General features: G+C 71.5%; 21 protein-coding genes. 9 read left to right on the plus strand and 12 right to left on the minus strand.

Going from position 1 to position 21,400, the window contains the following annotated elements; all coding sequences use genetic code 11:
• Both D7X12_RS04300 and D7X12_RS04305 read right to left on the minus strand, forming a co-directional pair.
• On the minus strand, window positions 1–337 hold a 337-nt coding region (locus tag D7X12_RS04300; protein WP_439329347.1), incomplete at its 3' end, for a hypothetical protein.
• Window positions 338–362: 25 nt separating this feature from the next.
• Window positions 363–1,361 (minus strand): glycoside hydrolase 64/thaumatin family protein, encoded by a 999-nt coding sequence (locus D7X12_RS04305; protein WP_120623992.1) that lies wholly within the window; start codon window positions 1,359–1,361, stop codon window positions 363–365.
• A 216-nt stretch (window positions 1,362–1,577) separates the two neighbouring features.
• Here D7X12_RS04305 and D7X12_RS04310 point away from each other — a divergent pair, with 216 nt between their 5' ends.
• Entirely contained in the window at window positions 1,578–2,429 is an 852-nt protein-coding gene (locus tag D7X12_RS04310; RefSeq protein ID WP_147443518.1) for a hypothetical protein, read from the plus strand.
• A gap of 65 nt (window positions 2,430–2,494) precedes the next feature.
• On the opposite strand, the gene D7X12_RS04315 is transcribed toward D7X12_RS04310, so the two are convergent.
• Window positions 2,495–2,764 (minus strand): GlsB/YeaQ/YmgE family stress response membrane protein, encoded by a 270-nt coding sequence (locus tag D7X12_RS04315; RefSeq protein WP_120623994.1) that lies wholly within the window; start codon window positions 2,762–2,764, stop codon window positions 2,495–2,497.
• A 201-nt stretch (window positions 2,765–2,965) separates the two neighbouring features.
• Here D7X12_RS04315 and D7X12_RS04320 point away from each other — a divergent pair, with 201 nt between their 5' ends.
• The 5 genes from D7X12_RS04320 to D7X12_RS04340 all read left to right on the plus strand — a co-directional run bounded on the left by D7X12_RS04320 (window position 2,966) and on the right by D7X12_RS04340 (window position 9,056).
• Window positions 2,966–3,847 carry a cupin-like domain-containing protein gene (locus tag D7X12_RS04320; RefSeq protein ID WP_120623995.1) on the plus strand — a complete coding sequence of 294 codons (882 nt, stop codon included), beginning with the start codon at window positions 2,966–2,968 and terminating at the stop codon, window positions 3,845–3,847.
• A gap of 177 nt (window positions 3,848–4,024) precedes the next feature.
• A complete protein-coding gene (locus D7X12_RS04325; protein WP_120623996.1) occupies window positions 4,025–4,390 on the plus strand; it encodes a group I truncated hemoglobin in 366 nt (121 codons plus the stop codon).
• A gap of 25 nt (window positions 4,391–4,415) precedes the next feature.
• On the plus strand, window positions 4,416–5,411 hold the full coding sequence (locus tag D7X12_RS04330; protein WP_120623997.1) for an FAD-binding oxidoreductase: 996 nt from the start codon (window positions 4,416–4,418) through the stop codon (window positions 5,409–5,411).
• Between the two features lie 2 nt (window positions 5,412–5,413).
• Entirely contained in the window at window positions 5,414–5,872 is a 459-nt protein-coding gene (locus D7X12_RS04335; protein WP_120610889.1) for an RrF2 family transcriptional regulator, read from the plus strand.
• Window positions 5,873–5,984: 112 nt separating this feature from the next.
• Window positions 5,985–9,056, plus strand: coding sequence for an aminotransferase class I/II-fold pyridoxal phosphate-dependent enzyme (locus tag D7X12_RS04340; protein ID WP_120623998.1), 3,072 nt, complete (start codon window positions 5,985–5,987; stop codon window positions 9,054–9,056).
• Between the two features lie 3 nt (window positions 9,057–9,059).
• Here D7X12_RS04340 and D7X12_RS04345 read toward each other — a convergent pair whose 3' ends face one another.
• Window positions 9,060–9,833, minus strand: coding sequence for a glutathione S-transferase family protein (locus D7X12_RS04345; protein WP_158619958.1), 774 nt, complete (start codon window positions 9,831–9,833; stop codon window positions 9,060–9,062).
• A 76-nt stretch (window positions 9,834–9,909) separates the two neighbouring features.
• Here D7X12_RS04345 and D7X12_RS04350 point away from each other — a divergent pair, with 76 nt between their 5' ends.
• Together D7X12_RS04350 and D7X12_RS04355 are read left to right on the plus strand one after the other, a co-directional pair.
• Window positions 9,910–11,217, plus strand: a complete 1,308-nt coding sequence (locus D7X12_RS04350; RefSeq protein ID WP_120624034.1) for an acetamidase/formamidase family protein — start codon at window positions 9,910–9,912, stop codon at window positions 11,215–11,217.
• A gap of 119 nt (window positions 11,218–11,336) precedes the next feature.
• Window positions 11,337–11,909, plus strand: coding sequence for an SRPBCC family protein (locus D7X12_RS04355; protein ID WP_120624000.1), 573 nt, complete (start codon window positions 11,337–11,339; stop codon window positions 11,907–11,909).
• On the opposite strand, the gene D7X12_RS04360 is transcribed toward D7X12_RS04355, so the two are convergent.
• The 4 genes from D7X12_RS04360 to D7X12_RS04375 form a co-directional block, all read right to left on the minus strand.
• Window positions 11,895–13,091 (minus strand): serine hydrolase domain-containing protein, encoded by a 1,197-nt coding sequence (locus D7X12_RS04360; RefSeq protein ID WP_120624001.1) that lies wholly within the window; start codon window positions 13,089–13,091, stop codon window positions 11,895–11,897. The two genes, D7X12_RS04355 and D7X12_RS04360, sit on opposite strands and share 15 nt — an antisense overlap.
• A gap of 80 nt (window positions 13,092–13,171) precedes the next feature.
• Complete coding sequence (locus tag D7X12_RS04365) at window positions 13,172–14,212, minus strand: efflux RND transporter periplasmic adaptor subunit (protein ID WP_120624002.1); 1,041 nt, start codon at window positions 14,210–14,212, stop codon at window positions 13,172–13,174.
• Complete coding sequence (locus D7X12_RS04370) at window positions 14,209–15,894, minus strand: peptidase domain-containing ABC transporter (RefSeq protein ID WP_120624003.1); 1,686 nt, start codon at window positions 15,892–15,894, stop codon at window positions 14,209–14,211. Before D7X12_RS04370 ends, D7X12_RS04365 begins: the two co-directional genes overlap by 4 nt.
• Window positions 15,895–15,899: 5 nt before the next feature.
• A complete protein-coding gene (locus D7X12_RS04375) occupies window positions 15,900–17,387 on the minus strand; it encodes a TolC family protein (RefSeq protein WP_120624004.1) in 1,488 nt (495 codons plus the stop codon).
• A 140-nt stretch (window positions 17,388–17,527) separates the two neighbouring features.
• Here D7X12_RS04375 and nhaR point away from each other — a divergent pair, with 140 nt between their 5' ends.
• Complete coding sequence (nhaR, locus tag D7X12_RS04380; protein WP_120624005.1) at window positions 17,528–18,433, plus strand: transcriptional activator NhaR; 906 nt, start codon at window positions 17,528–17,530, stop codon at window positions 18,431–18,433.
• Between the two features lie 24 nt (window positions 18,434–18,457).
• Here the strand turns inward: nhaR and D7X12_RS04385 are convergent, their stop codons facing one another.
• The 4 genes from D7X12_RS04385 to D7X12_RS04400 form a co-directional block, all read right to left on the minus strand.
• On the minus strand, window positions 18,458–19,222 hold the full coding sequence (locus D7X12_RS04385) for a 2OG-Fe(II) oxygenase (protein ID WP_120624006.1): 765 nt from the start codon (window positions 19,220–19,222) through the stop codon (window positions 18,458–18,460).
• The gene (locus D7X12_RS04390) at window positions 19,161–20,102 is read right to left on the minus strand and encodes an ATP-grasp domain-containing protein (RefSeq protein WP_120624007.1); all 942 of its coding nucleotides are present in this window, start codon (window positions 20,100–20,102) and stop codon (window positions 19,161–19,163) included. The genes D7X12_RS04385 and D7X12_RS04390 overlap by 62 nt, the downstream gene beginning before the upstream one ends.
• 28 nt (window positions 20,103–20,130) lie before the next feature.
• Window positions 20,131–20,850, minus strand: coding sequence for a hypothetical protein (locus D7X12_RS04395; protein WP_120624008.1), 720 nt, complete (start codon window positions 20,848–20,850; stop codon window positions 20,131–20,133).
• A 121-nt stretch (window positions 20,851–20,971) separates the two neighbouring features.
• Entirely contained in the window at window positions 20,972–21,334 is a 363-nt protein-coding gene (locus tag D7X12_RS04400) for a DUF3175 domain-containing protein (RefSeq protein WP_120624009.1), read from the minus strand.
• Between the last annotated feature and the right edge of the window lie 66 nt (window positions 21,335–21,400).

Consider the following 21,400-nt stretch of genomic DNA (forward strand, 5'->3'; position numbering starts at 1 on the left):
GGGGCGTGGGGGGCGCTGTCCTGCCATCGAACCCGGCCGCGCTGGAGCCGCGCTGGCCGGTCGCCATCCCGTCCTTCTGCTGGGCCCCCTGTGCGTTGGCGCCGCGCTCGCCTTCCGCGGACCGGGCCGACGTGCCCTCTCCGGCGGATGCCTGCGACGCGCCACCCTTCGCGGAGGCGCCCTTGGTGGCGCCGCCCTTCGCGGGGGCACCCTTCGCGGTCGCCTTGCCGGGAGTCTTGGCCTCCGCGGGCTTCGCCTTCTCTCGCGCTGCCTCCTCCCGGGGACCGCGGACGGGCTGTCCCGGTCGGGGGATGTTGGGAGGAAGGCGGACGCTCATGGGAAGGGGCCTCTTGAGGGGGGAATCAGGCCAGGTTCTTCATGTGGACGACGAGGTTGCTGTCGCTGCTGCCCAGCGTGCTCGCATCGTCGGTGGGGATGACATAGCCCTGATCCGCGCCGACGTGCTTGCGGAAGAAGTCTACCACCTCCGGATCCTGCACGTTGGCGGTGGTGCTCTTCTTGATGCCGTACGCCTGGCCGTCCGCCCCCTTCGCCTTGACGGAGTCGGGCGCGGCGGCCAGCAGGTTGTCCGTGGTGCCGGACAGACGGCCACCGCTCACAGGCTGCATCGTCATGGCCGCGTTGTGGCCCTCAATGTAGCTGACGTCGTAGTACGTCTGCCCCATCCCGCCGTTGAACTTCACTTCACCGAGCGTCGCATTCTTGCCGTCGCCGGACGCGCTGCGGAAGTTGCCGGACCAGCTGTCCGGGAACTGCACCGTCCGGCTCTCGCCGGGCTTGAGCGTGACGGAGTCCACGGCCTTCTCCCCGGCGTTGGGGGTGAAGTTCACCGTCATCGGCGTGGTGCCGTCGTTGTTCAGGGTGAGCGTGCTCTTGCCCTTCACCGCGCCCTGGGGGGGCTGCGAGGCGCCCTCCGCCTTCGCGAAGGGCGGCGCGTCCTGCGGGGGCGTGGTGTTCGGCGACGGCTGCGCGAGCGGGACCGCGTCACCCTGCTCGGCGCCGTTGGCGAACGGCTCCTCGCCGCCCAGGTCCGGCACGCCGCCGCCGTCCTGCGCGCTGTCGGCCGGGCTCATGCGGCCCTCGCCGCCGAGGAGCTTCGACAGCTCGCCCAGCACCTGCAGCGCGAGCATCTGACCCAGCTTCTCCATGCCGCCCTTGCCCGCGCCCTCCACTGAATCAAAGCCATCCTTCTGCAACAGCCCCTGGAGCGCTTGGGCCTTCGGCGACTCCGCCATCAACGGCGAGGGCCGCATGAGCGGGGAGGGAGGACGCTCGGTGGCGGTGCTGCGCGAGAGGGAGGGGCTGGGAACGGACGACTTGGACAGGGGGGAGATCGCCATGACGGGGTTCCTCGAAGGGGGACGGCTTGCAGCGGATGAGGAGGGCTAGAGCAGGAGCCGTGCCACGGCCCACACGTCCCCCAGGGCGTGACGCCCCCCCGGGATGGCTCGCGAACCGCGGGCGGGGACCGGGCAGGGTGATGAGCGCCGTCCGCCCGCTGATGTCTGGAGTCATCACCTGTGTCGCGCCTCCCGGTAGTCCCCTACGATGGCGGCATGTGGCGACGGATCCTCACCCTGGGGGGCGTGGCCCTGGTGGCCTGTACCAGCACGCACCGGGTGGCGGCCTCCCAGCCCTGGGTGCCGTGGAATCGCCCCGCGAGCCTGGGGTGGTACGACTGCGAGCCGGGAAGCACGCTCGTCGAGCGTCACACGCCCGGAGATGGTGGCCTCCCGTTCGAGCTGCGACGGACGCGCATCGGGGACCCCGGGATCCGTGCGCAGGTGCAGACCGAACGCCTGGGCCCCCAGGGCGCGCAGCGCCCCACTTGCTGCAGGTTGGCGTTTCCCCCGGGGGTCCTGGGCCATGAGCCGGACCGGGAGGAGCGCTTCCTCCGTCGGGAGGCCTTCCAGGCGGGCGGGGTCAAGGTGGAGGTCGAGGTCGAGGTCGTTCGCCGGACGACCCGGCTGGACTCAGGGTGTGACACCGTGCCCTGCCCCTGCCTGGGTGACGTCCTGGTGGAGGAGATGTCGTCCCGGCGCCCTGGCCCCGCGGGCGAGGGCGCCGTGCGCATCCGCTTCGACCCCAGCCGCTCGCACTTCTCCCGCGCTCAGGGCTGTAGCAGCCCTCCACACGGCTCCGCTCCCGACGCCAGGGGGCTCGTGGAGACCCGGGTGGCCACGGCGCTGGATGTGCCCTTCGGTCTCCAGGGCGCCCGCCACCGGTGCATGCGGGTGCGCACCTGGTTGTCGCCTGACATGCCCGTCGAATCCCTTGAGTGCCCGAGTGTCCTGGAAGGACGTGCGATGTGGCAGACGCCGGATGCGTCCGCGAGAGGTGCTCGCACGCTCGAGACGACGGAGGTGGTGTCCTTCGACTGCAAGGAGTCCCCGCCCCGGGGGCCGTGAGGCCCCAAAGAAGAACGGCCCCCCTCCGCATAGGAGGGGGGCCGTCGCACTTCAAGGCCGTACGGTCATGCTTTTCGTACGGTCGCGGAGCGAATGGCCCGCAGTATCAAGAGCAGCACCACCGCCCCGATGAACGCCACGAAGATGGTGCCCGCGATGCCGCCGAACGGAGCCCCCGTGCCGAGCGCCCGGAAGATGAAGCCACCCAGGAACGCGCCGACGATGCCCACCACGATGTCGCCCACCACGCCATAGCCGCCGCCGACCACCGCGGACGCGAGCCACCCCGCGATGAGGCCGATGACCGCCCACAACAGGATTGCTTCCAAGCCCATGTCGTCTCTCCCTGTGCCTCAAGCTGACGGGGAACAACATGGGCACGACCCGGCGTGCGCGCTCGCCCCGCCCCCAGGTCGGAGTCTTTTGGGGAAGAAGCCCGGAATTCCAGGGGCTTGACCGTTCTCCAGCCCACAGTCACGCTGTGGCCCAGCCGCTTTGAAGCGCGCGGTACGCAGTGCTCGCGGCTGGAGACTGGTGTGTCACCCAAGCGCATCTTCGAGTCCGTAGGTCCTTCCCCCCTGGCGTTTGATCGGCAGTCCTTCCGGTGCCGGCACACGCTGCTGGGGCACCCCGCGCTGGAGCTGGAGAACCTGGCCGGCGTGGTGCAGCGGCTGCCCGCGGACAACGTGTTCTTCAGCTCCGGGCTGTTGCCCAAGGACGCGGACTTCGACCGCGCGCACGTGGACTACCGCACCGGGCTGTCGCTCAAGGACACCGTGGAGAACATGATGACGAGCAACTCGTACATCATGCTCCGCGCGCCGGAGCAGGACCCCAGCTTCCAAGGGCTGTTCCGCATGTTGCTCGCGGAGGTGGAGGACCTGATGCGCGCGCAGGGCGTGGGCACCACCGCCGTGGATCCGATGCTCTACCTGTTCATCGCGTCCCCGGGCAGCGTCACGCCCTTCCACCTGGACCGGTACTCCACGCTGCTGATGCAGTTCCGTGGCACCAAGGAAGTCCACGTCTCCCCAGCGTGGGATGAGCAGGTGGTGCCCGCGGCCGACCTGGAGTCCTTCGTGGTGCGCTCCGGCTCCAAGGTGAACTACCGGGAGACCTTCGACACGACGGCGACGCGCTATGCGTTCGGCCCCGGGGACGCGCTGCACATCCCCTTCGTGGCGCCGCACTACGTGAAGAACGGCAGCGACGACGTCTCCGTGTCGCTGTCCATCATCTTCAACACCCGTGAGACGGCGCGCCACCTGCGCGCGCTGCGCACCAACCACCTCCTGCGCTCGCGGCTGGGGCCGCTGGGCTACCAGCCCACGCCCGTGAACCGCTTCCTGCCGTTGGATCACGTGAAGAGCAACGTGGAGCGCGTGGTGCGCCGCGCGCGCCGCCTCCTGCCCGTCTGAGCCGCGCGGGGACGACCCGCGACGCCCACACGCCCCCTCACCGACGCCATGCCCCGGACTGCGGCGGCCCATGCGGCCGCCTACTGACGCGTTTGAAACGCACGTTGACGGAACGGGCTTTTAAGATGCATCCTGGATGCATCTTTAAGAGCCCGCTTCCGGGCGAGGGAGACAGTCATGTCGAGCGTGTACGAGCAGATTGGCGGGGAGCCGGCGATGGCGGCGGCGGTGGAGCTCTTCTACCGGAAGGTGCTGGGCGACGACCGCATCAGCCACTTCTTCGAGGACGTGGACATGGAGCGCCAGGCCGCGAAGCAGAAGGCGTTCCTCACGCTGGTGACCGGGGGGCCCGCGACCTACTCGGGCAAGGACATGCGGGCGGGCCACAAGCACCTGGTGCAGCGCGGGTTGAACGACATGCACTTCGACGCCGTGGCGGGGCACCTGAAGGAGACGCTGGAGGAGCTGGGCGTGCCCGCGGAGCTGGTGGGCAAGGTGATGGCGGTCGCGGAGGGCGCGCGGGCGGACGTGCTCAACCGCTAGCCGGAAGAAAGAAAGGGGGCACGTCATGGCGAAGGTGAAGCATGAAGCGGCGTGGTACCCGCTGGAGCCCGGAGAGACGGTGCTGGACGGGCTGCTGCGGCAGGGCGTGAACGTGTCCCACTCATGCAGGGCGGGCGCGTGCCAGTCCTGCATGATGCGCGCGGTGGAGGGCGTCGTGCCCCCTGCCGCGCAGGTCGGGCTCAAGGACACGCTCCGGGTGCGCAACTACTTCCTCGCGTGCGCGTGCCGGCTGCCGGACGGCCAGGCGCTGGAGGTGGCGGGGGTGGGCGAGCTTCGCGTGCCCGCGCGCATCGCCTCGCTGACGCCGCTCTCACGAGACGTGCTCTCGGTGCGCCTGGAGACGGAAGGCGCACTCGACTACCGCGCGGGGCAGTACGTCACGCTGCTGCGCGCGGAGGGCCTGGCGCGCAGCTACTCCCTGGCGAGCCTGCCCCGGGAGCGCACCCTGGAGCTTCACGTGCGGCTCATCCCCGGCGGCGCGATGAGCGGCTGGCTCGCCACGGAGGCGAAGCCCGGCGACCGCGTGGAGTTGCAGGGCCCGGCGGGCGACTGCTTCTACGTCCCCGGGCAGCCGGAGGCGCCGTTGTTGCTGGCGGGCACGGGCACGGGGCTCGCGCCCCTGTATGGGATTGCCCGTGACGCGCTGGAGGCCGGACACACCGGCCCCCTCCACCTGTTCCACGGCGCCCGGGAGCCGGGCGGGCTGTACCTGGTGGACGCGCTGCGGGAGCTGGCGGCACGCCATCCCAACCTCCACTACCGGCCCTGCGTGCTGGGCGGAGGGGGAGGAGAGGTGGAGGAAGGTGCGCTGGAGGACCTTGTTCGCGCCTGCCTCCCGAAGCGGCCGACGGGCTGGCGGGCGTTCCTCTGCGGCAACGCCGAAGGGGTGTTATCCCTGCGCAAGAAGCTCTTCCTGGCGGGGTTCTCGCTGAAGGACATCCACGCGGATGCCTTCCTGCCGAGCACGCCTCGGGTGGAGCCCGTCTCCGGAGCCGCCTGACCTTGCGCCTGACCCTCCACGCCGACTACGCGCTGCGCATCCTGATGTACCTGGCCGCACGGCCGGGCAGGCCGTCGTCCACGCAGGAGATGGCGGATGCCTACGCCATCTCCAAGCACCACCTGGTGCGCGTGGTGCAGACCCTGGCGGGGCTGGGCTACGTGGAGGTGAGGCCGGGGCGCTCCGGCGGCGTGCTGCTGGCGCGGGCGCCGGGGGACATCCGGCTGGGCAAGGTGGTGCGCGCCGGGGAGCCGGACTTCCACCTGGTGGAGTGCTTCGACCGCGAGCACAACACCTGTCCCATCGCGCCCGCGTGCGGCCTCAAGGGCGTGCTGGCCGAGGCCCGGGACGCGTTCCTGGCCACGCTGGACAAGTACACGCTGGAGGACCTGCTGCGCCGCTCCAAGCCGGGGCTCGCGGACCTCTTCCTGCCGACGGGCACGTCGGAGGACCCGGGCTGAGCACCGCCCGTGCGCGTGGCGCCCGCGAGTGTCCTCGGACGACGGGATGACGGAGCGCGTCGCGTGAGCGTCGTTGACAGGGACCACCGGGGCCCGGACAGTCGCCCGCGCCATGGCCACCTATCCTGCCTCTCCCCGTGAAGCCTTCCTCCAGCTTCGCACGCTCGCCGAGGCGCTGAGCCAACCGCAAGAGCGGCCCCGCGCGCTGGTGGAGCTGCGGGAGCTGGCGGAGCTGTCGCGCGACCAGCCGGAGGGGGCGCCCCTGCGCCTTGCGTCCGTGGTGGTGGCGGTGGGCGCGTCGCAGGAGCGGCTGGAGCTGTTCATCCCCCCGTCCATCTTCGCGCCGGAGGCCTGGGCCTTCACCTTCCTGGAGGGGCTGCTGAAGGTGCCGCTGGACGAGTACGCCGGCAAGCAGCTGGTGGAGGTAGGCGCGGGCTCCGGGTGGATCTGCATCGCGCTCGCGAAGTTCACCGGCCTCGCGCGCATCCGGGGGCTGGACTTGAACCCGCAGTCCCCCGCCGTGGGGCTCTGCAACGCGTGGCTCAACGGCGATGAGCAGCTGGTGTCCCGGCTGTCCTTCGGCGAGAGCGACCTGTTGCGCGGCCTCCCCGCGGCGCCGTCCTGGGACTTCATCGTCGGGTGCATCCCCCAGGTGCTGCGCGGCGACGGGCTGCCGGCGGAGCTGGCGCAGGCGGATGAGCAGGCCCTGCACGACCTGTCCAACTACACGTCCCTGCAGAACGTCTACGAGGACCACTTCGGCCTGGGCCTCATCGCGCGGCTGCTGGACGAGGCCCCGGAGCGGCTGCTGCCCGGAGGGCGCCTGCTGTTGAACCTCGCGGGCCGTCCGGGCCGCGCCATCATCGCGCGGATGTTCACCCGGCGCGGCTACACCACCGACGTGCGCGTGGCGCGGCGGGTGATGCAGGCGGCGGACACGGACATCCGCCCCCTGGTGTCGCTGGAGCAGCGCACCGGGCGCGAGTTCGAGTTCTTCATGGAGGCCCACAGCCCGGAGCCGCTGCGCGCCGCGACCGCGCTCGGCTGGCTCCAGGCAGGCCACCCCATCTGGCACGAGGTGGCGGTGTGGGAAGCGCACCTGTCACTGCCCCGTGAAACGCTGGCCCTGCGCGCGTCCCTGCGACACCTGGGCATCGCCGCGCTCCAGGAGGAGCTGGACCTGGGCGCCGTGTCCGCGGAGCAGCTGGGGTTCGTGGCCTCGCTCGCGCAGCGCCTGTCGCACTCGCCGCACCTGCCCTATGCGCACGAGGCCGGGGACGCGTCCTTCCGCCGGCTCGTCGCCCGCTACCTGGACCGCCACTTCGGGCTGCGGCTGTCGGAGGAGTCGCTGTTCGTCGCGCCCGAGCGCGAGCAGGCCGTCTACTCCCTGCTGCTCGCCACGTGCGACCCGGGCGACACGGTGCTGGTGTCGCGCAGCCTGCACCCACTCTACGCCCGTGCGCTGGACAAGGCGGGCGTGCGCGCCGCGGTGACGCACAACACGCTGGAGGAGATCCGCCGGTTGCTCTCCGCCTTCGACGTGAAGGCCGTGCTGCTGACGGTGGAGCCGGGGGAGCGCACCAACCTCGCGGTGCTGCGCGACATCGTGGCGGAGGCCGCCCGGCGCGGCATCTGGGTGGTGCTGGATGAGAGCGCCTTCTTCAACATCACCGGGGAGGTGGAGCCGCGCACGCTCTTCGAGTTCCTCGCCCGGACGCCGCACGCGCCCAACCTCGTCATCCTGTACGGCCTCATCAAGAACGCCGTGTGGCCGGACCTGGAGCTGACGCTGCTGCTGCCCGTGCCGGAGCCGCTGCGCGCCGACCTGGAGGTGGCCGCGGAGGTGACGTACTCGCGCATCAGCCTCTTCGCGGAGTGGTTCTACGAGCGCACCTTCTCGGAGCTGCTCGCCTTCCGCATGGCCTTCGCGGAGCCCGAACCTCCGGCCCCGCACCGCGCGCCGGAGGTGCCGCTGCCCCGGGCGAAGCGCATCACGCAGCTGTCGAAGCTGCCCGCTTTCGCGCCCCGCTTCTTCCGCGAGGACGACCCGGAGCTGGTGCGCCTGGACTACGGCGAGAACGAGGGCCCGCTGCCGCTGCCGCTGGTGGAGGGGCTCATCGCGGCCGGAGTCGCTCCCCGCGCGGACTCCACGCAGACGGGCCTGGCCGAGTCCGTGGCGGCCTTCCTGCTGGAGACGCGCGGCGCCCGCTACAGCGCCGACGACGTGGTGGTGGCCCCGGGCGTCTGGCCCCTGATGCACCACCTGGGCGTGGCGCTGCGCCAGCGGTGGGGCCGGGTGCCGCACGTGTTCCTGGTCACCCCCTGCTACGGCGTGCTGGCGCCCACGTTCCTCGCGGCGGGCTGTGAGGTGGAGTCGGGGCCGCTCAGCCAGCTGCTGTCGCGCCGCACGCGGGGCAGCGCACCGGACGCGGTGGTGCTGTCCCAGCCGGCGAACCCCACGGGCCACTACCTGTCGCATGAGGAGTTGATGGCGCTGGCGACGTACGTGGTGGAGCAGCGCTGCCTGTGGGTGTCGGACGAAATCTTCGGGCTGGTGAACCTCACCAACCCGTCCGCGGAGACGGTGCACAGCCCGGTGTCGCTGGAGGGCGCGGTGCCCGGCATCGGCGCGCGCACGGTGCTCTTGGGCGGGCTGTCCAAGGAGTTCGCCGCGGGGGGCCTGCGCGTGGGCTGGCTCGCGACGAAGGACCGGGCCCTGGTGGCGGCGCTGCGCGACAGCGCTCCGGGCGTGCTGCACGCGCCCACCGCGCGCGCGGCGGCGTACCTGTACGCGGCCCATGCCCGGGGCCCGGACGGACAGCTGCTCTATCCGGCGCGGCACAAGGCGCTGCGGGCGTACCTGGCGAGGATGCGGCGCGACCTCGCGGAGAAGCGCACGTTGCTCGCGGAGGCGCTGCCGGATGACGGCCGGGCGGAGTCCACCGAGGCGGGAGGACTCTTCCTCGCGCCCCGGATGACGGCCTGGCTGGGCCGCACGGTGGACGGGGTGACGCTCACGCCGGAGAACCTGCCCCGCGTCGTCTACGAGCACACCCACGTGGTGCTCAACGGCGGGGCGTGGTGCGGCGACGCGGAGCGGGTGCGCGCGGTGTTCTCCATCCCGCGCGAGAAGCTCCTGAAGGCCCGCGAGCGGCTGCGCGCCTTCGGCCAGCGGCTGCGCTGAGGGCTATCCCGCCGCCACGGCGCGCGGCATGTCGTCGTCCGGGGCCTTCTGCCGGGTGTACGCGTCCACGCGGTCCAGCCACGCCGACAGCCGCTTGCGCGAGGCCACCTGGTCGCGCTGCCAGGGCGTCTCCGGCAGCCGCAGGTTCTGGAACTGGCCGAACAGCGCGAGGTCGGCCGAGGTGAGGCGGCCCAGCCAGAAGCCCTCGGCGGGCGCGCGCAGCTCCAGCGCGTCCAACTGCTCCTGGAAGCGGCGCCAGCAGGTCTCCTCACCCGAGCGCAGCACGTCCCGCGCGATGAGCCCGCTGGCCAGCTTCCTGCGGAAGATGAAGGCGATGAGGGGCCGCATGGGCGGAGGCACGGGGCGGAAGATGGAGGCGCGCACGAGCGCCCAGTTGCGCTTGTCCGCCCAGCGCGCCGCCACCACGTAGCCGTTGACGCAGGTGTCCGCGTACTCCTCCCAGATGTAGGCCTCCGCTTCCAGCTTCGGGTCATTCGTCCCGTGGAAGGTGCGGCCCGCGAGCTGCTGGATGCGCCGCAGGATGTCGGCCGAGCCCGACACCGCCTCGTCCGCCACCAGCAGCACCGGCACCTGCTTCGCCTTGTTGTACTTCTTGAAGCTGGAGGGGATGCCGTAGCGCCGCTCGTAGGGCAGGCCCAGGACTTTAAGTCCCCGGTGCACCTTCACGCAGAACGGGGAGTGGCTCTCAAGGCCGGGAACTCCAGGGTCACCCGTTTCCAACAACACGAGGCGGGGAATGGGCTGCGGAGACGTCATGACTTCCTCCAGCGGAATGCAAGGGACCTGGCGGCGCATCCTAACGTCCCCGGTGGCCTCCCCTACAATGCGCCCCATGAACCGACTGCTCGTCCTGCTCCTGTGCCTGCTCCCCACCGTCCTGCTCGCCCAGTCCCCGGCGACGGAGCAGTGGGTGGTGACGACGGACCTCTGGGGCAACCCCGCCTACCAGCTCCTCACGCTCGAGCGCGCGGGCAAGCAGCTCCAGGGGGTGTTCGACGGCGACCCGCTGCAAGGGGAGCGCGTGGGCAACGCGCTGCGCTTCACCGTCACCGACGCGCGCAAGCAGACGTATGTCTTCAGCGGCAAGGTGGACGGGGAGGCGCTGCGCGGCACCGCGGACTACCCCGACAGCAACAACCCCCAGGCACGGGCGACGCACGCCTTCACGGCCCGGCGCCTGCCCGCGCGCCCCGCGGGCCCGCCGCGCGTGCACACCTTCAAGCCCACCACCTGGTCCAACGAGTTCTCCGCCCACCGCGCGCCGGTGCTCACCGTCTGGCCGGGGGACACCGTGCGGACCACGACGCTCGACTCCGGCGGCATGGACGCGCAGGGCATCACGCGCGCGCTGTTCGGCAATCCGCAGACGGGGCCCTTCTTCATCGCCACCGCGAACCCGGGCGACACGCTGGTCATCCGGCTCCAGCGCGTGCGGCTCAACAGGACGTTCGCGGACAGCCTGGACAGCATCGTGGGGCGGGCCCTCACCCCGGGGCTCGCCGCGAAGGCGATGGAGCTGGGCAAGCCCGTGCGCTGGACGCTGGACCTGGAGCGTGGTGTCGCGAGCCCGGAGAAGGCCTCGGAGCGCTTGAAGCGGTTCACCGTCCCGCTGCGCCCCATGCTGGGCGGCCTCGCGGTGGCGCCCGGGTTCGGGGCCGCGTCGCTCTCCACCGGCGACACGGGCCGCTCCGGCGGCAACATGGACTTCAACGAGGTGGTGGAGGGCAACACCGTCTTCCTGCCCGTGTCGCAGCCCGGCGCGCTGCTCTACCTGGGGGACGCGCATGCCGCGCAGGGGGACGGTGAGACGTCGCAGTACGCGCTGGAGACCTCCATGGACGTCGAATTCACCGTGGACGTCGTGCACGGCAAGCCGCCGCCCTCGACGCCCCGGGTGGAGTCCCCCACGCACCTGATGGCGCTGGGGCAGGGGGGCTCGCTGGACGATGCGCTGCGCTCGGCGACCGCCGGGATGGCGCAGTGGTTGGAGCAGGACTACGGGCTCACCCTGTCGGAGAGCGCCCAGGTGCTGGGCAGCTCCGTGCAGTACGTCGTCGCGAACCTCGCGGGGCGCAGCGTGGGCGTCGCCGCGAAGCTGGAGAAGGCTCGGCTCGCGGGCCTTGCCCCCGCAGGGAAGTAGGAAGCCCCCTGTTTCCGGGCGCTTGGCGGGGCGCGCGGGCGGAAGAAAAGGCCGTGTCGAATTCGCGGCCCCTCGTTCGACGTGGAGTTGAAGCCACCTTCCGAACAGGAGCCGTCACCATGGCCATCAAGCTCGCACTCGCCGCCTTCGTCCTCGTCGCCTCGCTGGGCGCCTTCATCGCCACCCGCCCGGACCGCTTCCGCGTGGAGCGCAACGCGCTCGTCCAGGCGCCCCCGGACGTCGTCTTCGCGTTGATCAACGACCTGCGCGAGTACGACGCGTGGACGCCGTACCAGTTCGAAGTCGTGCCCGGCCTGAGCAAGACCTTCGAGGGGCCCGCCACGGGTCCAGGGGCCCGCTACACCTGGGTCGGCGGCAAGGCCGGCGACGGGCGCATGACCATCGAAGAGAGCGAGCCCGGCAAGCGCGTCGCCCTCAAGCTGGAGTTCTTCAAGCCGTTCGCCGCCACCAACCAGACCTTCTTCACGCTCACGCCCGAGGCGGGCGGCACGCGGGTGAGCTGGAGCATCGAGGGGGAGAACACGCTCGTGGGCAAGGCGATGTCGCTCGTCGCCAACATGGACACGTTCATTGGCAAGGACTTCGAGAAGGGGCTCGCCAACCTGGACGCCGCCGCCACGCGGCGCCTGGCTTCCACCGCTTCCGTCGGGGGCGCCTCAACCGTCCAGTGACGCGTACACCGCCTTCGAGAACGCCGTCGCGCGGGCCTCGTCATCAGGGCCCGACATCAGCCGCTGCGTCAGCAGGACCACGGCCAGGTCCTGCTGGGGGTCGATGAAGAAGGTGGTGCCCGTGCCCCCTCCCCAGCCGTAGCGCCCGGCCGTGGGGGAGATGCCATCCGGCCGCGTCGTCACGCTCCCGCCGAAGCCCCAGCCGGACGCGTCCCAGAAGCCGGGGACGAAGGGCGAGGCGGCCTTCTGCTCGGGCGAGAGCTGGTCGGTCGTCATCGCCTGGATGCTCTGGGACGACAGCACCTGGCGTCCGCCATGGCGGCCCCCGTTCAACAGCATCCGGCCGAAGGCGAGCAGGTCCTCCGCGGTCGACAGCAGGCCGCCGCCCTGTCCTCCTCCAGGCTCGAAGACGGGAGGCCGTGTCCATTGCTCCGTCACGGGCTCCGCGACCGAGAGCGCGCCGCTGTCGGGCTCGGCCACGTAGAGCGTCACCAGCCGGCCGAGCTTCTCCGCCGGGATGCTGAACGCCGTGTCGTTCATGCCGAGCGGCGTGAAGAGGCGCTCGCGGAGGAAGTCGCCAAACGTCCGTCCCGAGACGCGGGCGATGAGCACGCCCAGGACCTCGTAGCCGGTGTGGTACAGCCACTGTTCGCCGGGTTGATGGACGAGCGGCAGCGCGCCCAGCCTCCGCATGAACTCGTCGGGCGGAAACGAAATCGCCTCGAAGCCGGGGGCGACCTGCGCCTCCGCCATGGCCCGCTGGAGGGGGTACGTGCCCGGCCGGGCCATGATGGCGCCCAGTCCCCACCGGAGCGTCAGCAGGTCGCGCAGCGTGATGGGCCGCTTCGCGGGGACGGTGTCGTCAAGCTCGCTGTCGAGCGACTTCAGGACCCGGCGATCCGCCAGCTCCGGCAGCCACCGGTCCACCGGCGCATCGAGCGAAAGCGTCCCGTCCTCCACCAGCAACATCGCCGCGGCGGCGGTGAGGGGCTTGACCGCGGAGGCGAGGCGGAAGAGGGCGTCGCGCCGCATGGGCACGCCGGACTGGAGGTCCTGCACGCCCAGCACGTCCGCGTGCACGGCGTCACCCCGGCTCACCAGGGCGACGAGGCCGGGCACCTCGCCGCGCTCGACATGGCCGCGCAGGGTGGCCGTCACCTCTGTGAAAGGTGTCTTGCTCATCGGTGGGTCCTTCCGGTCACGAGGCATTCTTCCGGCCGCCATCCTCTCGCATCCGATGCGCGGGGCTCGTGGGAATCGGGCTACTTCTTGGGGCCCTGTTCGGTGGGCGGCGCGGACAGCGACACCGGGAAGGCGTTGAAGCGGCGCCACAGCTCGTAGCCGAGCGGCACCTGCTCGAGCAGCACCCATCCGTGGGCCCGCACGCCCTGGCGCAAGTGGTGACTCTCCGGCCAGGGCTGGCCCGGCAGGGGCGTGACGAGGACGCGGAAGCGGCCCGCCTGGCCGGAGCCGGCCGCGTCGATGACGGACACCTCGCCTCCGAAGGTGCCCACGGCGACGGAGGGCCAGCCGCTGGCCTGGAGCGCGGGCCACCCTTCGAACTGCAGCCGCACCTGCCGCTGCCGCGTCACCAGCGGCAGGTCGTTGCCGTCCATCCACAGCTCCACCGCGCGCGAGCGGGTCTCCGGCACGAGCACCGCCAGGGGCTCCCCCGTCTTCACGTACACGGAGCCCACGCCCGCGTTCCTGCGCAGGATGATGCCCGCGCGCGGCGCCGTCACCATCTGCCGCCCCTGGCGCGCCAGCCGGGTGTCCACCCGCGCCAGCTCCACCCGGGCGCTGGTGAGCTCCTTCATCACGTCCGCCTCCTTGAGCTGCGCTTCCTCGTACTGCTTGCGCGAGCTGAGGCCCTGGTTGAACAGCTCCCACTGGCGCCGCACGTTGCGCAGCGCCGTGTCCAGCGCTCGCTCGGCGGCTTTGAGGCGTGCGTGCGCCGCCTCCTGTTCGGTGCGCAGGCGCTGGAGCAGCTCCGGATCATTGTCCACGATGCGCGCGATGGGGGCGCCCTCGGCCACGTGCGAGCCCTCCTGCACGAACCACTCGTCGAGCCACCCCTCCAGCGGGGCGTCCACGCGCTGCTGGCGCTCGTCGGGCGAGTACGCCACCACCTGCCCGTCACCGAAGGCCGTCTGCTGCCACGGCACGAACGCGAGCCCGAACGCGATGACTACGCCCGTGCCCAGCATCCACCCCGCGAGCCTGCGCGCGGAGGCGATGGGACGCACGCGCGCGAAGGACCCGATGCGCCCGTCCTCGAAGGAAACCCGATAGTGCATGCTCATGACCGCTCCATCTCCACCAGGGTGCTCGCTTCCACGCGCAGGGCCCGGTCACAGCGCGCCGCCAGCTCCGGCAGGTGCGTGGTGAGCAGCAGCGTCCACGGCGCGCCGGGGGCCAGCAGCCGGTCCACCACCCGCGCGCGCACGTCCGAATCCAGGCTGTCGAGCGCCTCGTCGAGCACCAGCAGCCGGGGGCGTCCCACCAGGGCGCGCGCGAGCATCAGCCGCTGCGCCTGCCCCGGCGACAGCAGCGTGTGGCCGCCCGACAGCCGCGTGCGCAGCCCGTCCGGCAGCCGCATCAGCTCGTCCAGCAGGCACACCGCGTCCAGCGCCTGGCGCACGTCCTGGAGCGACACGTCCGCGCGGCCCACCGCCACGTTCTCCTGCACCGTCCCATCGAAGAGCTGGATGCCGCGCACGAGCGCCACCTGCGCGTGCAGCGAGTCGGTGGACGCCTCGCGCAGGTCCATGCCGTCCAGCTCCACGGAGCCCTGGGCCGGCTCGCGCAGGCCCAGCGCCACGTCCATCAGCAGGCGCTTGCCGGAGCTGTAGGGGCCGAGGATGGCGACGCGGCTGCCCGGCTCCACCGTCAGGTCCACGCCGTGCAGGGTCGCGGTGGAGAGCGCGGTGGGCGCGAGGCTCACGTCCCGGAAGCGCAGGGCGGCGGCGCGGTTGTCGCGGCGGGCCAGGGGCTCGCCCTTGTCCGGCTGGATGGGCAGGTCGAAGAGGTGGCCCACCTTGTCCACCGCGGCCAGCAGGTCATAGAGGCTCTCCAGGACCTTGCCGAACTTGGCGAAGCTCGCCACCACCGGCGCCACGATGAGCTCCGCGGCCACGAGCTGGCCCAGGCTCAGCTGCTGGCGGGTGACGAGCCAGCCGCCCACGCCCAGCAGCAGCCCGCTCGCGAGCGCCTGGACCGCGAGCGTCCCCACCACCTGGCGCATCAGGATGCGGAAGTGACTGGAGCGCGCCTCCAGGTAGGCCTGGGTCGCGTCGTCCGCGCGCCGCAGGGCCAGGGCTCCTCCCTCCGGCCCCCAGAACGCGAGCGGCACCCGCGCCAGCTCCGTCAGCCAGCCCACGACCTCGTACTTCCGGTAGGACTCCTGGACGCTGGTGCGCACCGCGCCCCGCCCGAGCCCGAAGAGCACCAGCGCCATGCTGCCCAGCAGCAGGATGTCGAAGCCGAGGAGCAGGGGGCTGTAGAAGGCGAGCAGCAGCAACCCGACGACGGCCTGGAGCACCAGCGCCAGGCCATCCATCAGGATGAGGCCCGTCGCCTTCTGGATGGTCATCACGTCCATGAAGCGGTTCACCAGCTCCGACACCCGGTAGGTGTCGTGCGTCTGCGTCCGCACGCGCGGCAGCCGGTGCGCGAGGTCCACCGCCATGCGCGCGAAGAGCCGCTGCTGCAGGCGCTCCGCCACCAGGACCTGCATCACCCGCAGACCTCCCGCGAGGATGAGCAGGCAGAAGACGATGAGCCCCAGCACCACCACGGGCTGCAGCACCGTGCCGAAGGCCGCGGTGTTGACCACCGCCTGCGCGGTGATGGGCACCACGAGCGAGAGCAGGCCCACGCCGGCGCCGTAGATGACGAGCACCCAGAGGTCTCCGCGCTCGGGCGCGAGCACGGCCTTCAGCCGCTGCCAGGGTGTTGTATGGGAATGGGTCGTGTCCGTGGCCATGGTGTTCATCTCCCCGACGTGGCGGCCACGGCAACCGGCAGCGCCAGCGCGGCGCGCAACGTCGCCGCGACCTTGAAGTACTCCGCGAGCGCATCCACCTCGCGCACCTGGGCCTCGGCGGCCGTCTGCTCGCGCAGGTTCACGATGAGCAGGCTGCTGTCGCCCTGCGTCAGCCGCTTGCGCTCGCCCAGCGCCAGCTCCAGCGCGGCGGCGGCCTCCTTCCGGGCGAGCAGCACCCGCGCCCGCGCCGCGTCCAGGGCCGCGCGTGCGTCCCCCACCTCCACGGCGGCCCGCTCGCGTTGCAGCCGCAGCTGGGCCTCCACGCGCGCGACGGACGCGCGCGTGCTCCCATCGCGTCCCCGCGCCACGCGGTTGAGGAGCGGCACGTCCAGCACCACGCCCACCTCCAGCTCCGTCTTGCGCAGCCGGTCCGGGCCCGAGCCCAGGTCCTGGGCGGCCGCGACCGTCACGTCGATGAGGGGCGCCTGCTGGTTGGCCGCGAAGCGCGCCTCCACCCGCTGCTGCGCGGCCTGGGCCTCCAGCCGCGACACGTCCGGGCGACGCGCCAGCACGTCGCCGAGCGACTCGGGCACGGGCAGGGGCGCGTCCAGCGCGGGGAAGCCCGCGGGCAGCCGCTCCGGGGGGACGGGCACTGGGCTGCCGTCCGCGTCGCGCAGGAACAGCGACAGCTCCAGCGCCGCCTGCGTCAACAGCCGCTCCGCCGCCACCACCTGGGACTCGCGCTGCGCGAGCGCGCGCTGGTTGTCCGTCAGCTCGAAGGCCGCCAGGTCTCCGCTGCGCACGCGCCTGGCCAGCTGCGTGTCCCGGGCGCGCGCGAACTCCAGCAGCTCCACGGCGACGGCCCTCCGGCGCCCGGCCGCGACCCAGTCCCAGTAGCGGTGGGCCGCCTGCCGCGAGGACTCGAGCGCCGCCTGCTGCACGGACAGCTCCGCCGCGGTGCGCCCCAGCTGGGCCCGCTCCAGCGTGGCCCTGCGGCGGTCCACCGGGCCGTTGCGCCACAGCGGGACCGTCACCCCGGCGCGCAGCTCGCCCAGGCTCAGCGTCTCCAGGTTGCCGTAGTAGTCCGGAATCTTTCCGTCGCCCCGGCGCCAGCCGCCAAAGGCCGTGGCGCCGTGGAAGGGCGTGGGCTGCTGGAGCGTCGTCTCCAGGCGCGTGTACGGGTAGGGGCCGAAGGGGAAGGCCGTGGCGCGTGCCTTCAGCTCCGGATCAAAGCCGCCCTCCGCAGCGAGCAGCTCCATGCGCGCCGCCTCCGCGTCCTGCCGGGCCGCCTCGATGACGGGGAAGTGGGACGCGGTGGAGGCAAGCACCTCCTCCAGCCCCAGCGGCCCGAAGGTGGAACTCCCCTGCGCGCTCGCCCGTGGACCCCACGACGCGAACAACAGCCCGCACAGCGCGGCCACGCTCGCGGCGCGCCCGGGCCTCCTCGCGCCATTCCCGCTCCAAGCGTGTTCGCTGCTGACCGTGCCGCGCATGGACCGCCTCCCGACGCACGGACGCGGCGGGGGTGACGGCCCCGTCCGTTGCGCAGGCCCTGGATCTACGGCTCAGGCAAAATATCGGCAAATAGGTAATGGGTGAGCGGAAGCATCGGTAAAGCCGATATGAAGAGGCGATGGACTGGCTCAACTACCACCACCTGCTGTACTTCTGGACGGTCGTGCGCGAGGGCAGCGTCGTGGCCGCGGGACGCAAGCTGCGGCTCAGTCAGCCCACGGTGACGGGGCAGGTCCGGGCGCTCGAGGAGTCGCTGGGAGAGAAGTTGTTCGAGCGCGCGGGGCGCAAGCTGGTGCTCACGGAGGTGGGCCGCTACGTGTACCGCTACGCGGATGAAATCTTCACGCTGGGCCATGAGCTGCAGAACGGGCTCAAGGGGATGCCCACGGCGCGCCCGCGCAAGCTCCTGGTGGGCGTGGCGGAGGTGATGCCGAAGCTCATCGCGCACCGCCTCCTGGAGCCCGCGCTGCGGATGTCCGAGGAGGTGCAGCTCATCTGCACCGAGGACCGGACGGACAAGCTCTTGAGCGACCTGTCGCTGCACGCGTTGGATCTCGTGCTGTCGGATTCGCCCGTGCCGCCCGCGTCCGGCATCCGCGCCTACAACCACCTGCTGGGCGAGTGCGGGATGACGCTGTTCGCGACCGCCCGGCTCGCGAAGACGCTGCGCCGCGGCTTCCCGAAGTCGCTGGACGCGGCCCCCTTCCTCCTGCCGGCGGAGGCCACGTCGTCAAGGCGCTCGCTGATGCAGTGGATGGAGGCCCAGGGCGTGCGCCCCCGTGTGCGGGGCGAGTTCCAGGACAGCGCGCTGATGAAGGCCTTCGGACAGGCCGGCGAGGGCGTGTTCCCGGGCCCGTCCGTCATCGAGGCGGAGATCACGGCCCAGTACAACGTGGAGGTGGTGGGCCGCGTGGAGGCGGTGCGCGAGCACTTCTACGCGCTGACCGTCGAACGACGGCTGCGGCATCCCGCGGCGGTCGCCATCTCGGAGGCGGCGCGCACGCAGTTGTTCCGGCAGGGCTGAGCGGGGCCTTGCCGGGGGGACGGCTCAGCGCTTCGCGAGGATGAACGCGGTGATGGAGTAGCGCTGGTGGCCCTGCGCCGCGGCCGTCCACTCCGTCACGCGGTGGCGGGCCCCCACGGCGCGGAAGAGGAACACCGAGTTGAACAGGGGCGGCACGCGCATCAAGTCGCGGTCGCCGTCGGGGTGCACGAAGGCGAGGACGCCGCCGAAGCGGTCCTCCCACGGGCGCGTGAAGTTGTAGACGACCGCGAGCCCGTCCTCGTCCGTGTCCAGGTGCTCCGGGAAGTGCTCGCCCACATCCATGCGCGACACCTGGACCTGACGGGTCTCCAGGGCCTGGGGCCAGCCCACGAGCTTCGCGTGGTAGGCCGCGCTGTCGTCCGTCTTCAGCCACGCGCAGAACTCCGTCAGCACGGAGGGCTGCTGCGCATCCAGCGGCGCGATGTGCAGCGGGTAGGGGCCGTGGTGGTGGCGCTTGAAGCGGGCCTCGCGCAGCGCCTGGTGCATGGCTTCGGCGCGCTCGGGCAGGAGCGCCTGCTGGAGGCAGACGTGCGGAACGCGTCCCCCGGAGGCGAACTCGTGGCGGATGGCGTCGTGCAGCGTGCTGGACGCGGACCCAAGCCGGGTCCACGCGCGCGAGGAGGCCGGGAACGCGTTCGGCGGCGGGGCGCGGACCGGGCCGAAGACGCTGTCGGCGAAGTCCGCGACGAAGAAGCCGCTGGGGCGCTCAGGCCTTGGCGACGAGGTAGCTGGCGAGTCGGGTGATGACTTTTCCGTCGCGCGGATCATCGAAGAAGGAGATGGCGGGAGTGGGGTTGAATTCAAGGGCCACGAAGGCGCCCTCTTTCGTCCGGCGCAGGTCCACCGCCGTGAAGACCATGCCCAGCGCCTTCGCGCCGCGGAGGCACAGCTCCCAGGCCTCCTTCGGCAGGCGGCCGGGCGTCACCTTGTCCAGGTTCTGCCGCGCGTCCACCACGCCCTCGGTGGGGATGCGGAAGGCGGCCACGGGCTCGCCGTCGAGCACGTAGGCGCGGAACTCGTCGCCCACAATCTGTTCCTGGAAGAGCACCGGGCAGTTGGCGACCAGCTGCAACCGCTCGTCGGTGAGGTCCGCCTCGCCCATCTTCTGCACGAGCGCGCCGCCGCCCAGCGGCTTGTAGATGACGGCGCCGTGGCGGGCGACGAACTCCCGCACCGCGTCCGGGGAGGCGGTGCCCAGGCTCGCGGGCACGGGAATCTTGTGCCGCCGCAGCAGGGCCAGCTGGTGCAGCTTCAGGTAGTGCAGCTCCACCGCCTCCAGCGGGTTGATGAACGAAACCCCGCGCCGGTTGAGCGAGCGCAGCACGCTGTGGAGGAACGACTGGCGCTCCCGCTCGGCCAGGTACTGCTCCTGCCAGCGCGGGAAGTTCCGCGCGGACAGGGCCTCTGCCTCGGGGACCGGGAGCGAGAGGCGGATGGCCTTGATGTAGAACGAGCGCAGGTCGCTGAGACATTCACCGTCCCAGAGCACCTCGCCGTCCTCCCAGCTCAAGGCCGCGGAGTCAGGCACCCGGTCCGTCTCCACGACGATGGTTCGCGCGCGACGGCGCTCCACCGCTTCAGCGACGAAGCGGGTGGCGTCATCCGAACGCGAGCCGATCAGCACGACCTTCTTCTTCGAGGGCGCCATGGGGACGGTGACTTCGCCAGCGTGCTGCCTAGATGGGGCTGTCCATCCGGACCTTCACCACGCGCTGGTCCAGCGGCTTGAGCTCCGGGGGCTGCTGCGGGCCACGGATGGGGTCGTCGGAGATGATCTTCACGATGACGCCGTCGTCGGGGAACTGGATGCCGCTGCCCGGGCCCTCACCGCGGATGGGGTCGTCGGAGACGATCTTCACGATGTCGTCGGGGATCTGGATACTGCTGCCCGGGCCCTCGCCGCGGATGGGGTCGTCCGAGATGATCTTCACGATGACGCCGTCGTCGGGGAACTTGATGCCGCTGCCCGGACCCGAACCCTCGCCGCGGATGGGGTCGTCCGAGCGGATCTTCTTGATGCCGCTGCCCGGGCCCGAACCCTCACCGCGGATGGGGTCGTCCGAGCGGATCTTCTTGATGCCGCTGCCCGGACCCGAACCCTCACCGCGGATGGGGTCGTCCGAGCGGATCTTCTTGATGCCGTCGTGCGGGTTGAGCGGCTTCTTGTCGCCCTTCACGAAGCGGTCGGCAATCTCACGGGCCTTCGGGGTCAGCTTCACCCGCTCGAAGGCATCGCGAATCTGCGACTTCTGCTGCGAGTCCAGCTTTCCAGCGTCAGCGCCCTTGAGCGCCTTCTTCAGCGCGGGAGCGCCCACCGCCTTGCCTTCGGTGCTGGCGCTCTTCAGCGCGGACTTGAGCGTGGAGATGAATCCCGTCGGGGCTTTGATCTGGGTCATGGGGGGGTCCTTTGCGAGGAGTTATCGCGGGGACCTTCCCGGGAGTTGCTTGTTTCTCCGAAGCTGAGAGTCCCGGCCGACCTGCCAGGGCTCCGCCTCCTGCCTGACTGCCTGCCACCGCTCAGGTTGCCTTGGACGGACGGTGGTAGAGCTTGCGCAGCTCCTCCTTCGCCTCCATGAGCGCGCGCTTGCGCTCCGCTGGAAGGTTCGTGCCGGCGCGGTTGCCATAGAACGTCAGCATCGACATGGCGGCCTGGAACGGCGTGGTCTTGCGGCGGTGGCTCTTCTCCGCGGAGCGCTTCACCGAGCGGGCGAGTTCCTTCGGGGACTTGGTGAAGACCTTGTCCTCCAGGGTCATCGCGTCGCTGTGCTGCGTCACCTCCTGGGACCAGCGGTGCGGCGTCTTCGTGGGCGAGCGGGGGGCGGGCTTTCTTCCCGGCGTGTTGTGGCCCGGGGTCTTGCTGCGGGTCGTCTTGGCGACCATGGGGTCCTCCTGTCCTTGGCGGGCTGCGCCATCCATCCAAACGTGCGGCGGCCCCGGGCGATGTGC

Origin of the sequence: Corallococcus sicarius (assembly GCF_003611735.1) — a bacterium.
Taxonomy (GTDB): Bacteria; Myxococcota; Myxococcia; order Myxococcales; family Myxococcaceae; genus Corallococcus; species Corallococcus sicarius.